Source organism: Curtobacterium sp. PhB115, from assembly GCF_003752025.1.
Lineage (GTDB): Bacteria > Actinomycetota > Actinomycetes > Actinomycetales > Microbacteriaceae > Curtobacterium.
In genome coordinates, this window is record NZ_RJKR01000009.1 from 256,610 (window position 1) to 275,602 (window position 18,993).

An 18,993-nucleotide genomic window follows, 5' to 3' on the forward strand; every position below is an offset into this window, starting at 1 on the left:
CTCGGACGGTGCTCGTCTTCGCCGCAGTCGTCCTGTTCATCGGTGCCGTCTTCAACGTCATCACCTGGCCGCGCTTCTTCCAGCGCGTCGCGACGGACTCCCGTGCCCGTGACGCCGCAGGCAAGCCGACCACGTTCTACACCGTGCACCTCGTGCTGCTGCTCATCGCGCTCGCGATCGCCGTGGCGGCGGTCGTCGCCGGGATCCTGCTGCTGGTCTAGCGGCTCTCGACCAGACCACCCGACGGACGGGAGGCACGGGGCGGCCCCGCCACGCGCCTCCAGGCCGTCGTCCGGTCGCCGTCGCGACCCGCTGGTCACCACGCCGCTGCAGCGCCGCTGCAGCGCTGCTGCAGCGCTGCTTCAGCGCCGCTTCAGCGCCGCTTCAGCGCCGCTTCAGCGGCGCACGGCAGGATCGTCCCCATGCGCGTGCTGGTGGTCGATGACGAGGTCCGGCTCGCCGACGGCGTCCGACGTGGCCTCGAGGCCGAGGGATGGGCGGTCGACGTCGCCCACGACGGCGTCGACGGACTCTGGCACGCCCGGGAGTTCCGGTACGACGCGATCGTCCTCGACCTGATGATGCCCGGCCTCAGCGGGTGGGCCGTGTGCGCGCAGCTCCGCGCCGACGAGGACTGGACCCCGGTGCTCATGCTCACCGCGAAGGACGGCGAGTGGGACCAGGTCGAGGCCCTCGATGCCGGAGCAGACGACTACGTCACGAAGCCGTTCTCGCACCCGGTGCTCGTCGCCCGCCTGCGTGCGCTGGTCCGTCGCGGCGCCCGGGAGCGTCCGTCCGTGCTGACCCTCGGCGACCTCGTCGTCGACCCGGCCGCCCGCACGGTGACGCGCGCCGGTACCGCGGTCGAGCTCACCAGTCGCGAGTTCGCGGTGCTCGAGTACCTCGCCCGCCGCGCCGGCGACGTGTGCTCGAAGCGCGAGGTCATCGAGAACGTCTGGGACGTCGACTTCGACGGCGACCCGAACATCGTCGAGGTGTACGTGGGACACCTCCGGCGGAAGCTCGACCGGCCCTTCGGGCGGAACGCTCTGGAGACCGTCCGCGGCGCCGGCTACCGGTTGGCGGCCGACGGTGGCTGACCGGACGTCGGAGGCTGGCCGGACGTCGGTGGTCGGCCGGACGACGGCTCGGCGTCGGCGCTTCCGGTCGGTCCGTGCCCGAACCACCCTCGGTGCCGGGCTGGTCGTGCTCGCCGCGCTCCTCGTCGGGGCGGCGGCGTTCGTCGTCGTGCTCCGGCTGGTGCTGCTGGACGGGGTCCGGACCTCTGCCGAGGCCGGGCTCGAACAGGCGTCCTCGCGGGTCGAGGCCGAGGGAGCCGCCGCGGTGAGCGGGTACGAGGACGTGCTCGTGCAGGTGGTGGGCCCCGGTGGGTCGGTGCTCGCGCACGGTGACGACGCCGATCCACCCGCACTCCCGACGGCCGACGAGAGCCGGTGGTCGCACGACGGTGAACGGTGGCTCCTGGTGGCGGACGACGTCGACCTGCCGGGCGGCGGCGAGGCGACCCTGGTCTACGGCGTCTCCCTCGAACAGACCGACTCCGCGGTCCGTGCCGCGCTGGTGCTCCTCGCCGTCGGGGTCCCGGTGCTCGTGCTCGTGCTCGGCGCCGTCACGTGGGCGGTGACCGGCCGGGCGTTGCGACCCGTCGAACGGATGCGGACCGAGGTCGAGACGATCCGTGCGGCGCGCCCGGACGCCCGCGTCGAGGTGCCGGACACCGACGACGAGGTGGCGCGGCTCGCGACGACGATGAACGCGATGCTCGACCGGCTCGATCGTGCGGCCGAGGGGCAGCGACGGTTCGTGTCCGACGCCTCGCACGAGCTGCGGTCGCCGATCGCGAGCATCCGGCAGCACGCCGAGGTGGCGGCGGCACACCCGGACTCGACCGGCGTCGAGGAGTTCTCCGACGTGGTCCGCTCCGAGGCGCTGCGCCTGCAGGACCTCGTGACGGGCCTCCTCGAGCTCTCCCGACTCGACGAGGGGGGTCTCGGTGCCCGCCGCCCGGTGGACCTCGACGACCTCGCGCTCGACGCGGTCGCCCGTGCTCGGGCATCGGCGGGTCGTGACGGTGGTGATAGTCGTGACGGTGGTGACGGTCGAGACGGTTCCCCGGTGGTCGACGGGTCCGGCATCTCGGCGGCCCGCGTGCTCGGCGACGAGCGGGTGCTCGCCGGTGTCGTCCGGAACCTCGTCGACAACGCCGTCCGGCACGCCTCGACCCGGGTCGCCGTCGGCCTCGCCGAACAGGGCGGGTCCGCGGTGCTCACCGTCGACGACGACGGGCAGGGAGTCGCCGCAGCGGACCGCGACCGGGTGTTCGAGCGGTTCGTGCGCCTCGACGAGGCCCGCAGCCGTGACGCGGGCGGCGCCGGGCTCGGACTCGCGATCGTCCGCGACGCCGTGCGGGCACACGGCGGCGAGGTCGTCGTGCTGGACTCGCCGCTCGGCGGTGCACGCTTCGAGGTACGCATCGCACTCGGTGGCTGACCAGGCGGCTTCAGGCCTGCTTCAGCACCCGCTCGGCATGCTGACGGCATGAACCTCAGCACCCAGACCTCCACCGTCACCACCGCCCGCCGTGTCCGCCGCGTCGCCGGCCTCGCCGCGCTGCCGCTGGCCGCTGCGATCGCCCTCGCCGGCTGCTCGGCCGGCGGCTCGTCCGACGGTTCGGGCGCCGGGAACGGCTCCGGCTCGTCCGACGGCACGACCACCACCACCGCGCCGTCGTCCACCGCGACGGCCGCCTCGGCCGCCTCGAACGAAGCACTGCTCGCCGCCGTCGCGACCGCCAGGAAGTCCGTCGGCTCCGGCACCGTCATCTCGGTCGAGCAGGAGCAGCAGGGCTCCGCGTTCGAGGTCCTCGTCGTGACCACCGACGGCACCGAGCACGAGGTGCACACCGACGCGGACGGCACCTCGGTCACCGGGACGCCGCAGACCGAGACCGCCGACGCCGACGACCGCGCCGAGCACGAGCGCTTCACCGCAGCCGCCGACCTCGACGTGAGCGACGCCGTCAGTGCCGTCGAGGACCTGCACGCCGGCACCATCACCGAGCTCGGTCTCGACGACCACCTCGGGAAGGTCGTCTGGGAGGGCGACGTCCGTGACGCGTCCGGCACGAAGCACAGTGTCCGGATCGACGCCGGGTCGGGCGACGTCGTCACCGACCGCGTCGACACCGACGACTGACCACTCCGCGCCGTGCCACGGTCGGTGGCCAGCGGTAGACCTGGGGCATCCGGTGGAACGCCGGCGACGTGGGAGGCACCATGACCGACCAGACACCCAGGACCTACCCGCAGGGCGTCCCGAGTTGGATCGAGGCCCGGCACCCCGACCCGGACGCTGCCGGGGCGTTCTACACCGCGCTGTTCGGCTGGGAGTCCGAGGAGCGGATGCCGCCGGGGGCGCCGGGCTCCTACCGGATCACGAGCATCGACGGCCGCGACGTCGGGGCGATCACGTCGAGCGACGATCCCGCGGCGTGGACCACGTACATCGCCGTCGACGACGCGGATGCCGTGGCCGCGCGTGTCGTCGAGCTGGGTGGCACCGCCGGTCCACCGCAGGACGCTGGCCCTGGTGGGTCCGCCGGGCGCGGCGTCGACTGCGTCGATCCCCGCGGTGCCGCGTTCTCGCTCTGGCAGGCACGCGACCGCCTGGGCTCCCAGCACATCAACGCGCCGGGCGGGTGGGTCTTCAGCGACCTGCGGTCCACCGAGCCCGAGCAGGCGATGGGCTTCTACGAGCAGCTGTTCGGCTGGCAGGTCTCCGACATGCACGAGGGACCGACCGCCATGGTCCGGCTCCCCGGGTACGGCGACCACCTCGCGGCGACGTCGGACCCCGACATCCGCGAGCGGCAGGCCGGGGCACCGGAGGGGTTCGCGGACGTCATCGGCGCTCTGGCCCGGCTGGACGAGGGCCCGGACGACTGGCACGTGTCGTTCAGCGTCGCCGACCGGGACGCCAGCGCTGCCGTGGCCGAGCGGCTCGGCGGAGCGCTCCTCGGCACGTGGGAGGGCCCGTGGACGCGTGCCGCGGAGCTGCGGGACCCGCAGGGTGCGACGTTCCGGGTGACGCAGTTCGTGCCGTCGTCCGACTGAGTCCGGCGCTCAGGGGTCAGGGCTCAGGGCTCAGGGTCGGCGTCGCCTGAGCCTGCGCCTGCGTCGTGCCATCGTGCCGACGTACGTGCCTCCGCCACCTGCGGCGATGCCGTTGGCGAGAGCACTCACCCATTGGTGGCTGGTGCCCACGGCGGTCGCGAAGTACGCCGAGCTCGCGATGAGCAAGGCGACGGCCACCAGTATCGCGAACGTCACGCTCGTGAGCGCCTTCCGCATCGACGACGACATCCTGCACCCCTCGTGGATCGTTCCGGGAGCGACAGCTCCCTCGGTGTCGTCGAGGCTAACGTCGTGTTCGGCGAACGGCAACACGTGGGATACCGGTACGCCTCATGTCAGGCGGTTCTCGCCGTGCTCGGACGGAGCCCGGCGAGCAACAGGTCGAGCAGGCGATCGGTCTGTCCGTCGTCCGGCGTGTCCTTCGTCGTCAGTAGGATGCCGACCAAGGCCGCTGTGACGTCGTCCGCCGGGACGTCCTCGCGCAGTGAGCCGTCCAGTGCGCCGGCGTCGAGGAAGCGCTGGACAGCCGCGTTCACCCGATCCCGAGTGCCCGCGGCTTCGGCTGCCCCCCGGATCGCGCCGACGCGGACCGTCTCGGCCAGGCCGCGCTTCGTGGCGACGAACGCGGCGTACCGCTGCGCGAACGCCCGGAACGCCGTCGCGGCGGGGCTGTTCTCGAGCAGCGTGTCCACCGTGCTGAGTGCATCCTCGAGCTCCGCACGGTAGACGGCGGCGACCAGGTCCTGCCGGGTCGGGAAGTTCCGGTAGAGCGTGCCGATGCCGACCCCTGCGACTCGGGCGATCCCGTCGAGCGACGTGTCCTCGCCGTGCGTGGTGAACGCGGCCCGTGCCACCTCGACGAGGCGCGCACGATTCCGGGCCGCGTCGGCTCTGGGGCGGCGCGGCTGCTCGGTCACAGGCTCCGTACTGGACAAAACGGAGGCTCCTCCGGTTATGATCGGTTGAAGCGGAGAGTCCTCCGCTTGCATCGAGGATAGCGGAGGCCAGCATGCAGGAACACGACACCGAGCGTCCGGGCGGCGCGTACCGGCTCGGCAGCCGGACGGTCGCGAGGATCGGCTACGGCGCCATGGCGCTCGAACGCTTCGCCGAGGACCGCGATGCGGGGGTCGCCCTGCTCCACCGGGGGCGAGACCTCGGCGTCGACCACGTCGACACCGCCGACTTCTACGGCGACTCCACCGCGAACGACGTGATCCGACGGGCGTTCGGCACGTCTGACGAGGTCGTGGTGGTGAGCAAGGTGGGTGCCGTCCGGGTCGACGCACCGATGCCCCTCGCCCTGGCGCAGCGGCCCGAACAGCTCCGCGCTCAGGTGCACGCGAACCTGCGCGGCCTCGGCCGCGATCGGATCGACGTGGTCAACCTCCGACGCGCGGACGTCGGCCCCGGACTCATCGCCGAAGGGGAGCAGCTCGTCGACCTCGACGACCAGCTCGCCGAGATGACGGCGATGCGCGACGAGGGCCTCATCGCCGGCATCGGCCTGAGCGCCGTGTCGGCCGGAGCGCTCGAGCGGGGGCTCGCAGCCGGGATCGTCTGCGTCCAGAACGCCTACTCGCTCGTGGCACGCGAGCACGAGCCGCTGCTCGACTTCTGTGTGCGGCACGGAGTCGCCTGGGTGCCGTACTTCCCGCTCGGCGGGGCGTTCCCGGGGCTGCCGAAGGTCGTCGACGAACCCGTCGCGGCGCGGATCGCGGCGGAGCTCGGTGTGACGACGGCGCAGCTCGGGCTGGCCTGGCTCCTCGGACACGCACCGGACGTCCTGCTCATCCCGGGGACGTCGAGCGTCGCGCACCTGGAGGAGAACGTCGCGGTGGGCACCATCCGCCCGACGCCGGAGCAGACTGCCGAGCTCGACGCCGTGTGGGACCGTCGCGACACGGCCGAGGGCGACACGGACGAGGTGGCACGACCCCGGTGGCCGTGACCCGTCAGGAGCCAGAAGGCAGCGGCGGGCCGAGCACCGACCGGATCGCGAGGCCGGCGACGCGCTCGTCGGAGGTGTCGAGCAGCACCCGGTAGGTCTCCTGCTCGGTCACGAACTCCACGCACACGGCGTCGACGTCGCACGGTCCGAGGCGCCAGCCGCGGACCGCGTCCATCGGTACCGAGGTGAGCGCGTCCCGCTCGTGGTCGGTCTCGGCCTCCACGCGGTCCGGGAAGACCCGCACCCGTCCGAAGCTGCCCCGCCAGGTCAGCTGGAGGTCGAGCGTGGGGGAGGCAGAAGGGTCCGGCACCCGCCGATCGTACCGACGAGTCCGGACCCTTCCGTGTGCCCGCGGTGTCCCTTGCGCTCTCGGGACACCGGCGGCGACTACTCCTTGCTGTCGTCCTCGCGTCGCACCTGGTTGGCGGGGTCGCGTCCGGTGACCGGGTACGGGCCGGTGACGCCGGAACGGAGCGAGGCGATGCGCAGGATCCGGTCGCGCTGCAGGAACCAGCCGAGGATCAGCAGCGGGATCACGATGATCAGCGACGCGATCGTGTAGGTGCCGATCGGGTAGTCGATGGCCATGAGCACGATGACGGTGACGAGGAACGCGAGCGTCAGCCATGCCGTGTACGGGGCGCCCGGCAGCTTGAACGAGGGCTCCTTCGCGCGCCCCTCCTTCGCCCAGGCGCGCAGGCGCATCTGGCAGAGGATGATCGTGCCCCACGCGGTGACGATGCCGAGGCTCGCGATGTTCAACGCGATCTCGAACGCCTGCTCGGGGACGAACAGGTTGAGGATGACGCCGACGAGCGTGAAGGCCGAGGTGAGCAGGATGCCCGCGAACGGCACACCGCCCTTCGACATCTTCGTCGTCCACTTCGGAGCCGAGCCGTTCATGCCCATCGAGTGCAGGGCGCGACCGGTCGAGTACAGGCCGGCGTTCAGCGAGGACAGCGCCGCGGTCAGCACGACGAAGTTCATGATCGAGCCGACCACCCGGCCGACGTCCGGGTTGCCGATCGACGAGAAGAAGGTGACGAAGGGGCTGACGCCCTCCTTGTAGGCCGTGTAGGGCAGCAGGAGCGACAGGAGCACGACCGAGCCGACGTAGAACACCGCGATGCGGAGGACGACGGAGTTGATCGCGCGCGGGATGACCTTCTCGGTGTTCTGCGTCTCACCCGAGGCCGTGCCGACCAGCTCGATCGCGGCGTAGGCGAAGACGACGCCCTGCACGACGAGGACGGTGGGCAACAGCCCGGTCGGGAACAACCCGCCGTTGTCGGCCCAGATGCCGAACCCGGTGGTGACGGCCTCGCCGCCCGCCTCGACCGGGAAGGCGAAGAAGAGCCAGATGAGCGCAACGACGAGGAAGGCGACGAGCGCGGCGACCTTGATGATCGCGAACCAGAACTCGAGCTCGCCGAACACCTTGACCGCGACGAGGTTGGCGGCCAGGACGACGACGAGCGCCGCGAGGGCGAGTGCCCACTGGGGGATCGCACGGGGACCGGCCCAGTAGTGCAGGTAGAGCGCGACGGCCGTGGTGTCGACGATCGAGGTCATCGCCCAGTTCAGGAAGTACATCCACCCGGCGGCGTACGCGAACTTCTCGCCGTAGAACTCGCGGGCGTAGGAGATGAACGAGCCCGACGACGGACGGTGGAGCACGAGCTCACCGAGAGCGCGCAGGATGAAGAACGCGAAGATGCCCGCGATCAGGTAGACGACCGCCAGGGCCGGTCCGGCGGAGTGGAGTCGACCACCGGCACCGAGGAAGAGTCCGGTCCCGATCGCACCGCCGATCGCGATCATCTGCAGTTGCCGGGGCTTCAGACCGTGCTGGTAGCCCTCCTGCTCGTGCGAGAAGTCGTTCGCGGGCGCGGGGGTCCCCGTGTCGTTCTGCGCTGTCATGCGCGCCACGCTACAGGTGTACGGAACCGGGGCGGCACACAAACCTGCGAGCGACCTGAATTGTAACGAGACGGTCACGATCGCGATCGCCGTGCCCATGGGCGACACGCCGGGGCCGGGGGACAGCGTTGCCGGACTTCCGGCGGACGTCGATTGGAACCGGGGGACAGGACCCCGCTACGTTTGAACGTCCCCACAGCCGGATGGCGGGGGACACGACGACCAGAACGCGTCCGCGGCCAGCAGCGCCGCGACCGTACGGTCGCCCGGACCGGGACCGCCCCGAGCGTGGTCCCCGCGTGCGTGATCGCTCGCCCTGCGCCTGCTGCGCGGGCTCGACGTGGCCGTGCGCACGGTGCCGGACGACCCGTTCGCAACCACACCGTCGCCGCGGGTGCGCCATGCGCCGCGGCGTCGCGAGGAGCCCAGTTGTCCACAGCACCACCCGAGACCCGGCCGGCCACGGCGCCGGACCCGACCGACGTACCAGCGGTCCGTGTCCGCGACGTCTACAAGGTGTTCGGCCGCCGCCCCGGCGAGGCCGTCCGCAGGCTCGCCGCCGGCGCCACCCGTGACGAGGTCCGTGACCAGGGATCCGCCGCGGTGATCGACGCCTCGTTCGACGTGCGCCCCGGTGAGATCTTCGTCGTGATGGGCTTGTCCGGCTCCGGCAAGTCGACGCTCATCCGCATGCTCAACGGCCTGCTCGAGCCCACTGCGGGCAGCGTCGAGATCGGCGGCCGCACCGTCACCAAGGCGAACGCCAAGGAGATCCGCGACATCCGCCGCTCGAGCGTCTCGATGGTGTTCCAGCACTTCGCCCTGCTGCCGCACCGCACCGTGCTCGAGAACGTCGCGTACGGGCTCGAGGTGAACGGCGTCGACAAGACCACCCGGCTCGCCAAGGCCCGCGAGGTCATCGACCTGGTCGGCCTCGACGTCTGGGCCGACGCGAAGCCCGACGAACTCTCCGGCGGCATGCAGCAGCGCGTCGGCATCGCCCGAGCCCTCGCCGCCGAGACCGACGTCCTGCTCATGGACGAGGCGTTCAGTGCGCTCGACCCGCTGATCCGCCGCGAGATGCAGGAGCAGCTCGTCGACCTGCAGCAGCGGCTCGGCAAGACCATCGTCTTCATCACGCACGACCTCAACGAGGCGATGTTCCTCGGGGACCGGATCGCCGTGATGCGCGACGGCCGCATCGTGCAGATCGGCTCGCCGGAGGACATCCTCACCGACCCGGCGAACGACTACGTCGCCCAGTTCGTGCAGGACGTCGACCGGGCCCGCGTGCTCACGGCCTCGAGCGTCATGGAGCCGGCCCGCGCCGTCGTGCCGCTCACCGCGGGACCGCGCGGCGCACTCCGGACCATGCGCGACCTGCAGACCGCCGCCGTGTTCGTCACCGGCCGCGGCCGGAAGCTCGAGGGCTGGGTCCGCGACCGGCACGTGATGCGTCAGGTCAAGGCGGGTGACACCAACCTCGACGCGATCGTGAACAGCGAGTACGCCCGGGTCGCCCCGGACACCGCACTCACCGACCTGTTCGAGCTGGCCGTCGAGTCGCCGCTGCCGATCGCCGTCGTCGACGCCGAGGATCGCCTGCTCGGGGTCGTCCCGCGCGTCACCCTGCTCGCCGCCCTCGGCAACGTGCCGACCGCGACGATGCCGATCCCGGTCCTCGAACCGGTGACCCGCATCTCCGACTCCGACATGGACTCGACCCTCGCCGCGACCACCGAAGGAGACCACGCATGATCACCCCCGGTACCAACTCCTTCGGCGACTTCCACCTGCCCCTCGGCACCTGGGTCGCCGCGATCGTGGACTGGATCACGACCTACCTGTCCGGCTTCTTCGACGTGGTCCGCTACGTGTTCACCTGGATGGACGCGTGGATGGAGTACTTCCTCTCCACACCGCCGTTCTGGGTCGTCGCGCTGGTCCTCGTCGCACTCGCCTTCGTCGCCAAGGGCTGGAAGCTCGCCCTCGGCGCCGCGATCGGACTGCTCTTCATCGTGAGCGTCGGTCAGTGGACGAACGCGATGGACACGCTCGCGCTCGTCGTCGTGGCCGCCGGCCTCGCGGTCGTCATCAGCATCCCGCTCGGCGTGTGGGCGGCCCGGTCCGACGGTGCCAGTCGCGTCATCCGGCCGGTGCTCGACTTCATGCAGACGACCCCGGCGTTCGTCTACCTCATCCCGGCGCTGCTGCTCTTCCGCGTCGGCGTCGTCCCCGGCATCGTCGCGACGATCGTGTTCGCGATGGCCCCGGGTGTGCGGCTCACCGAGCTCGGCATCCGTGGCGTCCCGAGCGAGGTCGTCGAGGCCGGTGCCGCGTTCGGCTCCAGCCCGTGGCGCATCCTCCGCCAGATCCAGCTGCCCCTCGCGAAGGCCAGCATCATGGCCGGCGTCAACCAGGTGATCATGCTCTCGCTGTCGATGGTCGTCATCGCCGGCATGGTCGGGGCCGGTGGCCTCGGCGAGCAGATCGTCGCCTCGCTGAACCGCATCGACGTCGGACTCGGGGCGGAGGCCGGCCTGTCGGTCGTGGTCCTGGCGATCCTGCTGGACCGACTGACCGCAGCGTTCGGCGGCGACTCGGGCCGCGCCTCCCGGCTGTTCGGACGCAGGAAGCGGACGACCGCGACCGCGACACCGAACGCCAGGACCGCCCAGACCGCCGCGTCCGCGCAGACCGCCGCGTCCGCGCAGACAGCCGCCACCACGGAGCCGCCGGCCGCGCCGGCGGACCGTGAGCCCCAGACGACCACCGCGTGAGGAAGGACCACCCCATGAAGAGCACGAAGCGCACGCTCACCGCGGCGGTCCTCGCCGTCGCCACCGCCGTCGGCCTGTCCGCCTGCATGCCGCCCGGCTACTACGGCGCCTCCGGCACGCTCGACAACGGCGACCAGAAGTCGATGCACATCGTCGTCTTCAACGGCTGGGACGAGGACACCGCCGCCAGCTACCTCTGGAAGTACGTCCTCGAGCAGAAGGGCTACGACGTCCAGCTCACCAACTCCGACGTCGCTCCCGCGTACACCGGGCTCGCGTCCGGCGACTACGACGTCGTGTTCGACACCTGGCTGCCGAACACGCACAAGGAGTACATGGACACGTACGGCAAGGACCTCACGGACCTCGGCGCCTGGAACGAGCAGGCGTCGCTCGAACTCGCCGTGCCCGAGTACTCCGACATCGACTCGATCGACGAGCTCAAGGCGAAGGCGTCCGACTTCGGCAACAAGATCGTCGGCATCGAACCGGCTGCCGGGGAGACGAAGGTCGTGCAGGACGACGTCATCCCGCAGTACGGCCTCGACGGCATGGACTTCGTGACGAGCTCCACGCCGGCGATGCTCGCCGACCTGAAGGCCGCGATCGCGAAGAAGGAAGACGTCGTCGTGACCCTCTGGCGTCCGCACTGGGCGTACGACGCCTTCCCGATCAAGGACCTGAAGGACCCGAAGGGCGCCCTCGGCAAGAACGAGGAGATCCACACGATCGCGAAGAAGGACATCGCCGACGAGTTCCCGACGGCGACGGGGTGGATGCAGCACTTCGCGATGGACTCCGACACCCTCTACTCGCTCGAGAACGCGCTCGTGAACAGCGGCGCGAAGACCAGCGAGTACCCCGCGATCACCGCGAAGTGGGCGTCCGAGCACCAGGACTACGTGGATTCGCTCACGTCGTCGAAGTAGCGGCTCTCGGAACGGCCTGGAGGCCCGGTGCGCGTCGTGCACACCGGGCCTCGTCCGTCCCGTGGTCGCGTTCCTGGACGACGACCGTCGTCCGTTGCTTGCATGGAGGGATGGACATCCTCCTCCGACTCCTCGTCGCGATCGGGTTCGCCCTCCTCATCACCGCCGTCGCCGCGATCGTCCTGCACCTGGTGCTCCGGACGATCGCGCGACGGGAACGGTGGGCCGGCGTGCTCTCCCGGCGGGCGAAGCACCCGTTCCGCACCGTCCTGCTGGTGGTCCTGCTCTGGATCGCCTTCACCTCGAGCGTCCCGCGCGACGCCGACGCGTACCCGTGGCGAGACGAGGTCGTGCACGGGTTCCTCATCGTCACGATCGCCGTCGGCTGCTGGCTGGCGTGCCAGATCGCGATCTTCCTCGAGGACCTCGGCCTGCACCGGTTCCGCATCGACGTCCCCGACAACCGGCAGGCCCGCCGCATCCGCACGCAGGTCCTCATCATCCGGCGGCTCACCGTCGCCGTGCTCGTCATCATCGCCGTCGGCGCGATCCTGCTCACCTTCGACGGGGTCGAGGCCGCCGGCGCGAGCGTCCTCGCGAGCGCCGGACTGATCTCCGTCGTCGCGGGTCTGGCAGCGCAGTCGACGCTCGGCAACGTCTTCGCGGGCATGCAGCTCGCGTTCTCCGGGTCGATCCGCGTCGACGACGTCGTCGTGGTCGAGCAGCAGTGGGGGCGCATCGAGGAGATCACCCTGACCTACGTGGTCGTGCACCTGTGGGACGACCGGCGCTTCGTGCTGCCGTCGACGTACTTCACGAGCACCCCGTTCGAGAACTGGACGCGCACCAACAGCGAACTGCTCGGCGCGGTCGAGTTCGACCTGGACTGGCGGGTGCGGCCGGGGGAGATGCGCCAGGAGCTCGACCGGATCCTCGACCGCACCGAGCTGTGGGACCGCCGCGTCAAGGTGCTGCAGGTCACCGACGCCGTGCAGGGGTACGTGCGGGTCAGGGTGCTCGCGACCTCGCACGACGCTCCGTCGCTGTTCGACCTGCGCTGCTACATCCGCGAAGAGCTCGTCGAGTGGATCCAGCGCACCCACCCCGACGCCCTGCCGATCCAGCGCGTGCTCATGGTCGACGAGACGGCGCCGCGACGACGCACGGCGTCGACCGCCGCCGACTCGGCGCTGTTCGCGCCGGGGCAGGAGGACCGCGCGGCGCTCTTCACCGGCCCGATCCAGACGTCCGACATCCCGCCGGCGGAGCGCTGACGGCCGGGTCCGCCGCTGCGGAACCCGGTGCTGTGGACGGGACTGACGACGGACGGGAGGCCCGTGGCGGATCCGCCACGGGCCTCCCGTCGTCTCGGTGGTCGCGTTCGCGACCTACGGCTGGCGCGCCTTGACGGCGCGGTCGTCCTCGACCACCGTGCCGATCGCCACGATGGTGGTCGCGATCCACGCGACCCACGTCAGGGCGAGCCGCCAGTCGCGGGGTCCCTGGCGGGTGGTCTGGAGCACGCTGTAGCCGCTGATGAGCGAACTCCACACCGCACCGTTGAACATGAACTTGCGCACAGAGGCCTCCTGTCGTCGTGCCGCCAACGCTACCGGTCAGTACATTGGAGCGCCGCCGGACACCCTGCCCGGCGCACTCGTGGAGGAACGCCCGTGCGTCAGGCCGTCATCGGAGCCGTGCTGCTCGTCATCGGCGCGGTGTGCGTCGCGCTCGGCCTGCTGCCGCTCGACGACCTGGGGGTCCTGGCCGAGCGGGTCCTGCCGGTCCTCGGGTTCGTGCTCGGACTGACGATCGTCGCCGAACTCGCCGCGGACGCCGGCGTGTTCGACCGGCTCGCCGACGTCGCCGCCCGTGTCGGCGGCGGCCGGACCATCGGGCTCTGGGGAGCCGTCGTCGTCCTCGCCGTGCTCTGCACCGTGTTCCTGTCCATCGACACCACGGCCGTGCTCCTCACCCCCATCGTGATCTCGCTCGCCCGCCGGGTCGGACTGCCGCCGATGCCGTTCGCACTCACCACCGTCTGGCTCGCGAACACCGCGTCCCTGCTGCTGCCGGTGTCGAACCTGACGAACCTGCTCGCCGTCGACCGGATGGGCCTCGGCGGGCCGCTGCCCTTCGCCGGCCTGATGGCGTGGCCGGCCGTCGCCGGGGTCGTCGTGCCCTGCGCGGTGCTCCTCGTGGTGTTCCGCGGCAAGCTGTTCGGTCGCTACACGCCGGTGTCGGTGCGCCGACCCGGCGACCCGGTGTCGTTCTGGGCGGCCTCTGGAGTGCTCGTCGCGCTCGTCGTGGCGCTCACCGCCGGGGTGACGGTCTGGATCGCAGCGGTCGCCGCCGCCGTCGTGCTCGTGGTCGTCGCGGCGTTCCGGTCCCCGGCGGAACTCCGGCCGTCGCGGGTGCCGTGGTCGACGCTGCTGTTCGCCGCCGGGCTCTTCGTCGTGGTCGAGACGCTGCACGGCACCGGGCTCACCGACCCGATCGTCCGAGCACTGGGCGACGGCACCGGGACCGGGCCGCTCCTGCTCCTCGGCGGGGCGGGTGCCCTGGCCGCGAACGCGATCGACAACCTGCCCGCGTACCTGGTGCTCGAGCCGGCCGCCGGCCACGAGGCCCTGCGGTACGCGGCGCTGCTCATCGGCGTGAACGCCGGGTGTCTCATCACGCCGTGGGCCTCGCTCGCGACACTGCTGTGGCACGCGCGGCTCTCGGCGGAGGGCGTCCGCCTGTCGTGGGGGAAGTACATGGCGCTCGGGTGCGTGGCCGCGCCGCTGACGGTGGTCGCGGGCGTGGTGGCGCTGGCGTTGTAGGGCGCTGGGCGCGCGCGGGCGCTTGCGGGCGGGCTTGCGCAGTGTGCGAGGTTCCGCCCGGTGTGCGGGGCTCGCGGGCTCGCACGGTGGTCGGTACCTCGCACCGTGCGGACGGGGGCGCGGCGCGTGGTGCGTCCAGGGCTGCGAGCCGCAGTGTGCGAGGTTCCGCTCAGTGTGCGGGGCGCGCGGGCTCGCACGGTGGTCGGTACCTCGCACCGTGCGGACGGGGGGCCCGGTGCACGCCCGGCACGGCGCCTCCGGCCTGGCGCGTGGTGCGTCCAGGGCCGCGGGCCGCAGTGTGCGAGGTTCCGCTCGGTGTGCGGGGCTCGCGGGCTCGCACGGTGGTCGGTACCTCGCACCGTGCGGACGGGAGGCCCGGCGCACGCCCGGCACGGCGCCTCCGGCCTGGCGCGTGGTGCGTCCAGGGCCGCGGGCCGCAGTGTGCGAGGTTCCGCCCGGTGTGCGGGGCTCGCGGGGTCGCACGGTGGTCGGTACCTCGCACCGTGCGGACGAGGACCTCGCACGGTGCGGGGCGCACCTCGCGCCGTGGGGACGAGGACCTCGCACGGTGCGAGGTCAGCGGGTGCGCGTCAGAGCCAGTCGCGGGCCTTGAACACGCGGTAGAGCACGAGCGACGACACCACGATCAGGGCGAGCGAGACGTAGAGCCCGCTCCAGGCGCCCTCGCCGGGGAAGGTCACGTTCTGCCCGAAGAACCCGGTGATGGCCGTGGGGATCGCGATGATCGCCGCCCAGCTCGTCACCTTCTTCATCACCGTGTTCTGCCGGTTCGAGGCGAGGTTGAGGTTGGTGTCGAGGACGCTGGACACTGCGTCGCGGAGCTGGTCGACCGAGTCCGCGATCGAGACGAGGTGGTCCTCGACGTCGCGGAAGTAGGGGCGGATGCCGTCGGCGATCGTCTCCGCGTCACCGTGCAACAGCGAGGCGACGCTGTCCCGCGTCGGCACGACCAGCCGTCGGAGCACACCGAGGGCCTTCCGCAGCCGGAACGACCGGCGCTGGATCTGCTTCTCGCGGGCGCTGCCGCGTTCGAACAGGTCGTCCTCCAGGTCGTCGATCTGTCGTTCGATGTCCTCGACCGTGTCGGTGGCGTGGTCGACGACGGCGTCGAGCAGCGCCCAGACGAGCCAGGGCACACCGTGTTCGGCGATGTCGGCGTTGGCGTCGAGTCGGTGCTCCATGGCGGTGGTGTCGACATCGGCGCCGTGGATGGTGACGAGCGCGTGCTCGGTGACGAACGCCTTGACCTCGTGGGTCACGAGCTCGCCCGACTCATCGGTGCCCCCGACGTCGTAGACGACCAGGAACAGGCTGTCCCGGTACCGGTCGAGCTTCGGTCGCTGCCCCCGTTCGACGGCGTCCTCTCCGGCCAGGGCGTGGATCCCGAGCTCGCCCTCGACCTGTTCGAGGTCTGCGCGCTCCGGGTCGGTGTAGTCGACCCACACGAAGGTGTCGTCGTGCCCGATGAAGTCGGAGATCTGGTCGACCGGGAAGTCGTGTTCCGCCGTCCTGCCGTTCCGCCACGCCCGTGTCCTGACCATGCCGGTCAGCCTAGTGAGACGGCCGGCCCCGGGGATCCGGGGCCGGCCGTCGTCCGCCGTGTTGCGGTGGTGCCGCGTCGGCGTCAGTAGGCGGAGACGAGCTTGCCGTCCTCGACGGTCAGGTACTCGTAGACGTCGAAGCTGTCCTCGCCGTGCTCCTTGTCCCCGAAGTACGACGTGTAGTCGTAGGTCACGACGCCGTCCTTCGTGCTCTGCACCATCACGGTGCCGGAACCGGAGGCCTCGACCTCGAGCTCGGGCATCGTCGTGACGTCGTACCGGACGGCGCCGTCGGCGTCGTAGGGGCCGTACCAGGGGCAGCCGCTCAGTGCGCTGAGGTCGGTCTTCGCGGCGCAGTCGTCGATCAGGTCCGACACGTACTGCTCGGCGTCCTGCTGCAGCGCCTTCGTGGCGGTCGGCTGGAAGTCGACGTAGCCGGAGGACGTGGCGCCGACGGCGAGCTCCTCGGTGCCGCCGGTGAAGTACTTCGTCCCGCCGACCTTCACCTCGTAGGTGCCCGGGTAGGCGAGCGACGAGAACTTCCCGTCGCTGATCTCGCCGACCTTCTTCCCGCCGACCGTGACCGGTGCGCCCTCGAGGACGTCCGAGGCGGTCAGGGTGACGTTCTGGGCGAGCGGCTCGGTGACACGCCACTCGTCCTTCACGAGGAAGGAGGTGCCGGTCCGGCGGAGGGTCACCTGGCCGGAGCGGTTCTTGCCGTCCTGGGTGTAGCTGACGGTGGCGGTGGCACTGTCACCGCTCGACGCGACCCGGCCGACGCGGACGTCGGTGGGGCGGTCCTTCGCGCTCTTCAGCACGGCGGAGTCGAGCATCGCCGAGTCGTCGGGGACGTCGCTGAGGCGCCCGGCGGTGGCGGCGTCCCCGTCGGCGATGGCCTGGACGTACGACTTCACCGTCGGGGCAGGACCCCAGACGTTGGCACGGAGCACGCTCGTGGTGACGGCACCGGCGATCACGACGACCACGACGGCACCACCGGCGATGAGCGAGCGGACCAGGATCTTCTTCGCACGGGGCGACATCGGGGCCGGGGCGGGAGCGCCGCCGCCGATGAAGGGTTGCGCCGGCTGGCCGTACTGGTCGGCGCCGACGCCTGGCGTGGCGGACCAGGCGGGCGCTGCGGACCATGCGGCCGCGCCAGGAGCTGCAGCACCGGGAGCGGCCGTGGTGCCGTCAGCCGGAGCAGAGGCCGGAGCTGCGGGCGAAGCTGCGGCCGGAGCTGCGGCCGGAGCAGAGGCCGGACCAGCGGCCGGAGCGTCGGACGCCGCCGCAGTGTCACCGTGGACGACCGGCGCCGCACCGGGGAAGGTCGGCGCTGCACCGGCGAACCCGGCCTCCGGGAACGCCGACTTCGGCGCGAGGACCGGCCGCGGGTCGGTGCCCACGAGCCGCGAGGTCCGCAGGACCACCCCGCCGCCGAGGCGGGGGAGCAGCACGGGTGCGAGGTACCGCGCGACGAACTCGATCGCGCCACCCCAGAGCGCGAACACGAGCGGGGTCCACGGCGCGACACCGACCGAACCGGCACCGTCCACCGCGCTGATCCCGGTGGCCTGGTACGAGACGACGCCGGTGCCGAGCACGAAGACGAGCAGCCCGAGCGCGAGCCACACCACGGGGGTGACGACCCAGTCGAGCGTCCCGCGGACCCGGTCGTTGCGCCGGACGGCGAGTGCGAGCCCCGCGGCGACCGAGGTGACGAGCACGAACAGCACGACGAGCCAGGTCCACCCGCCGGCACCGCTGAACACCGAGGCCGTGTCGCTCGCCGAGCCGAGGCCGGACACCCCGACGCCGCCGAAGAAGCCGAGCGCCGTGAGCGCCACGGCGACGTTGCCGATGAAGACCGGGAGCGCCACACCCCACGACGGCTGGGCGATGAGCGCGACGACGATCACGACGACGACGATGACGGCGACGAGGGCGACGAGCTGCGAGGCGGCGACCCGGAGGGTCCCCAGCACCCGTGCGGCGAAGACGTTCGTGCCGGTGAACACCGACGGCCGGGCGAGCAGGGCTGCGAGCGCACCGATGACGAAGGCACCGAGGATGCTGCCGACGCCGACCGCGTGCACGGGGTCGATGGACACACCGGACTGCGCGGGGAACCGGATCGCCAGGATGCCGGCGGCGGCGTTGGTGAGCACGGTGGTGACGAGTCCGGACACGACCGCGGTCACGGTCACCGACGTACGGCCGAGGCCACGGGTGCGGATGCGACGTGTGAGGACCACGGCGAGCACGACCTGCGCGGCGAGCACGAGCACGGGCACGACCGCGAGGGCGCCGGAGCCGGAGCCGAGGAACCCGATCGATCCGGAGAGGTGCAGGCGTCCGAGGTCTGCGAGCGCCACGAGCTGCGCCGGGGTGCCGAGCAGGACGCTGACGCCGGAGAGGAGCGACTGCACGTCGGGGGCGGCGGCGGACCCGAGGTCGCTGCCGGTCCCGCCGGTGGTGCCGACGCCGACGGACCCGCCGCCCCCGACCGCGGCGACGACCACGGTGAGGAGCAGGGAGATCGCCGCGACCACGTAGGCGGCGACCCAGCCGCCCACGGCGGCGAGCACGGAGGCGAGCCAGTCACGGCCGGTCAGCGAGTGCAGCGCGCGACCGAGTGCATCGGTCTGCGGCGCAGCGGGCTGCTGCCCGGAGTACGCAGCGGGCTGCTGCCCGGAGTACTGGGCCCCAGCGGGCGGGACGGGTGGGACGGGCGGGGTGTCGCTCACGGTTCGAGGGTCCTCTCCGGCCAGGAGGCCGGCGTCGCGCTCGAACGCCCGTGTCCCCCCGACACGAGCCTGCAGCGTACCGGAACCGTCGATCCGCCGTGAATCCGCTGTCCGGGCGCTGGTAG

General features: G+C 71.7%; 17 protein-coding genes. 11 read left to right on the top strand and 6 right to left on the bottom strand.

The features are described 5' to 3' along the window. The first annotated feature begins 8 nt into the window (after nucleotides 1–8). The 5 genes from EDF19_RS14110 to EDF19_RS14130 all read left to right on the top strand — a co-directional run bounded on the left by EDF19_RS14110 (nucleotide 9) and on the right by EDF19_RS14130 (nucleotide 4,133). Nucleotides 9–221, top strand: a complete 213-nt coding sequence (locus EDF19_RS14110; RefSeq protein WP_123681498.1) for an SCO4848 family membrane protein — start codon at nucleotides 9–11, stop codon at nucleotides 219–221. A 201-nt stretch (nucleotides 222–422) separates the two neighbouring features. Next, nucleotides 423–1,100: a response regulator transcription factor gene (locus EDF19_RS14115; RefSeq protein ID WP_123681499.1), complete on the top strand. Its 678-nt coding sequence runs from the start codon at nucleotides 423–425 to the stop codon at nucleotides 1,098–1,100. Next, the gene (locus EDF19_RS14120) at nucleotides 1,093–2,511 is read left to right on the top strand and encodes a cell wall metabolism sensor histidine kinase WalK (protein WP_260217193.1); all 1,419 of its coding nucleotides are present in this window, start codon (nucleotides 1,093–1,095) and stop codon (nucleotides 2,509–2,511) included. The genes EDF19_RS14115 and EDF19_RS14120 overlap by 8 nt, the downstream gene beginning before the upstream one ends. A 48-nt stretch (nucleotides 2,512–2,559) precedes the next feature. Further along, complete coding sequence (locus tag EDF19_RS14125) at nucleotides 2,560–3,216, top strand: PepSY domain-containing protein (protein WP_123681500.1); 657 nt, start codon at nucleotides 2,560–2,562, stop codon at nucleotides 3,214–3,216. Nucleotides 3,217–3,296: 80 nt separating this feature from the next. Continuing rightward, nucleotides 3,297–4,133 carry a VOC family protein gene (locus tag EDF19_RS14130; protein WP_123681501.1) on the top strand — a complete coding sequence of 279 codons (837 nt, stop codon included), beginning with the start codon at nucleotides 3,297–3,299 and terminating at the stop codon, nucleotides 4,131–4,133. Nucleotides 4,134–4,489: 356 nt separating this feature from the next. Here EDF19_RS14130 and EDF19_RS14140 read toward each other — a convergent pair whose 3' ends face one another. Next, nucleotides 4,490–5,071: a TetR/AcrR family transcriptional regulator gene (locus EDF19_RS14140; RefSeq protein WP_260217194.1), complete on the bottom strand. Its 582-nt coding sequence runs from the start codon at nucleotides 5,069–5,071 to the stop codon at nucleotides 4,490–4,492. 92 nt (nucleotides 5,072–5,163) lie between these two features. On the opposite strand from EDF19_RS14140, the gene EDF19_RS14145 reads away from it, so the two are divergent. Beyond that, a complete protein-coding gene (locus EDF19_RS14145) occupies nucleotides 5,164–6,105 on the top strand; it encodes an aldo/keto reductase (RefSeq protein ID WP_123681504.1) in 942 nt (313 codons plus the stop codon). A 4-nt stretch (nucleotides 6,106–6,109) separates the two neighbouring features. Here EDF19_RS14145 and EDF19_RS14150 read toward each other — a convergent pair whose 3' ends face one another. Further along, the gene (locus tag EDF19_RS14150; protein ID WP_123681505.1) at nucleotides 6,110–6,415 is read right to left on the bottom strand and encodes a hypothetical protein; all 306 of its coding nucleotides are present in this window, start codon (nucleotides 6,413–6,415) and stop codon (nucleotides 6,110–6,112) included. 77 nt (nucleotides 6,416–6,492) lie between these two features. Then, the gene (locus EDF19_RS14155) at nucleotides 6,493–8,025 is read right to left on the bottom strand and encodes an amino acid permease (protein WP_123681545.1); all 1,533 of its coding nucleotides are present in this window, start codon (nucleotides 8,023–8,025) and stop codon (nucleotides 6,493–6,495) included. Nucleotides 8,026–8,454: 429 nt separating this feature from the next. Between EDF19_RS14155 and EDF19_RS14160 the strand changes: the two genes are divergently transcribed. From EDF19_RS14160 to EDF19_RS14175, 4 genes are all read left to right on the top strand, one after another. Beyond that, a complete protein-coding gene (locus EDF19_RS14160) occupies nucleotides 8,455–9,783 on the top strand; it encodes a glycine betaine/L-proline ABC transporter ATP-binding protein (RefSeq protein WP_123681506.1) in 1,329 nt (442 codons plus the stop codon). Further along, nucleotides 9,780–10,805 carry a proline/glycine betaine ABC transporter permease gene (locus tag EDF19_RS14165; protein WP_123681507.1) on the top strand — a complete coding sequence of 342 codons (1,026 nt, stop codon included), beginning with the start codon at nucleotides 9,780–9,782 and terminating at the stop codon, nucleotides 10,803–10,805. The genes EDF19_RS14160 and EDF19_RS14165 overlap by 4 nt, the downstream gene beginning before the upstream one ends. Before the next feature lie 14 nt (nucleotides 10,806–10,819). Next, nucleotides 10,820–11,734: a glycine betaine ABC transporter substrate-binding protein gene (locus EDF19_RS14170; protein WP_123681508.1), complete on the top strand. Its 915-nt coding sequence runs from the start codon at nucleotides 10,820–10,822 to the stop codon at nucleotides 11,732–11,734. A gap of 110 nt (nucleotides 11,735–11,844) precedes the next feature. After that, nucleotides 11,845–13,008, top strand: coding sequence for a mechanosensitive ion channel family protein (locus EDF19_RS14175; RefSeq protein ID WP_123681509.1), 1,164 nt, complete (start codon nucleotides 11,845–11,847; stop codon nucleotides 13,006–13,008). Nucleotides 13,009–13,122: 114 nt separating this feature from the next. Here the strand turns inward: EDF19_RS14175 and EDF19_RS14180 are convergent, their stop codons facing one another. Continuing rightward, complete coding sequence (locus tag EDF19_RS14180) at nucleotides 13,123–13,314, bottom strand: hypothetical protein (RefSeq protein WP_111085947.1); 192 nt, start codon at nucleotides 13,312–13,314, stop codon at nucleotides 13,123–13,125. A gap of 93 nt (nucleotides 13,315–13,407) precedes the next feature. Between EDF19_RS14180 and EDF19_RS14185 the strand changes: the two genes are divergently transcribed. After that, the gene (locus EDF19_RS14185) at nucleotides 13,408–14,559 is read left to right on the top strand and encodes an SLC13 family permease (RefSeq protein ID WP_123681510.1); all 1,152 of its coding nucleotides are present in this window, start codon (nucleotides 13,408–13,410) and stop codon (nucleotides 14,557–14,559) included. Between the two features lie 590 nt (nucleotides 14,560–15,149). On the opposite strand, the gene EDF19_RS14190 is transcribed toward EDF19_RS14185, so the two are convergent. Further along, the gene (locus EDF19_RS14190) at nucleotides 15,150–16,121 is read right to left on the bottom strand and encodes a magnesium transporter CorA family protein (RefSeq protein ID WP_123681511.1); all 972 of its coding nucleotides are present in this window, start codon (nucleotides 16,119–16,121) and stop codon (nucleotides 15,150–15,152) included. Between the two features lie 83 nt (nucleotides 16,122–16,204). After that, nucleotides 16,205–18,868 (bottom strand): hypothetical protein, encoded by a 2,664-nt coding sequence (locus EDF19_RS14195; RefSeq protein WP_123681512.1) that lies wholly within the window; start codon nucleotides 18,866–18,868, stop codon nucleotides 16,205–16,207. Nucleotides 18,869–18,993: the final 125 nt, after the last annotated feature.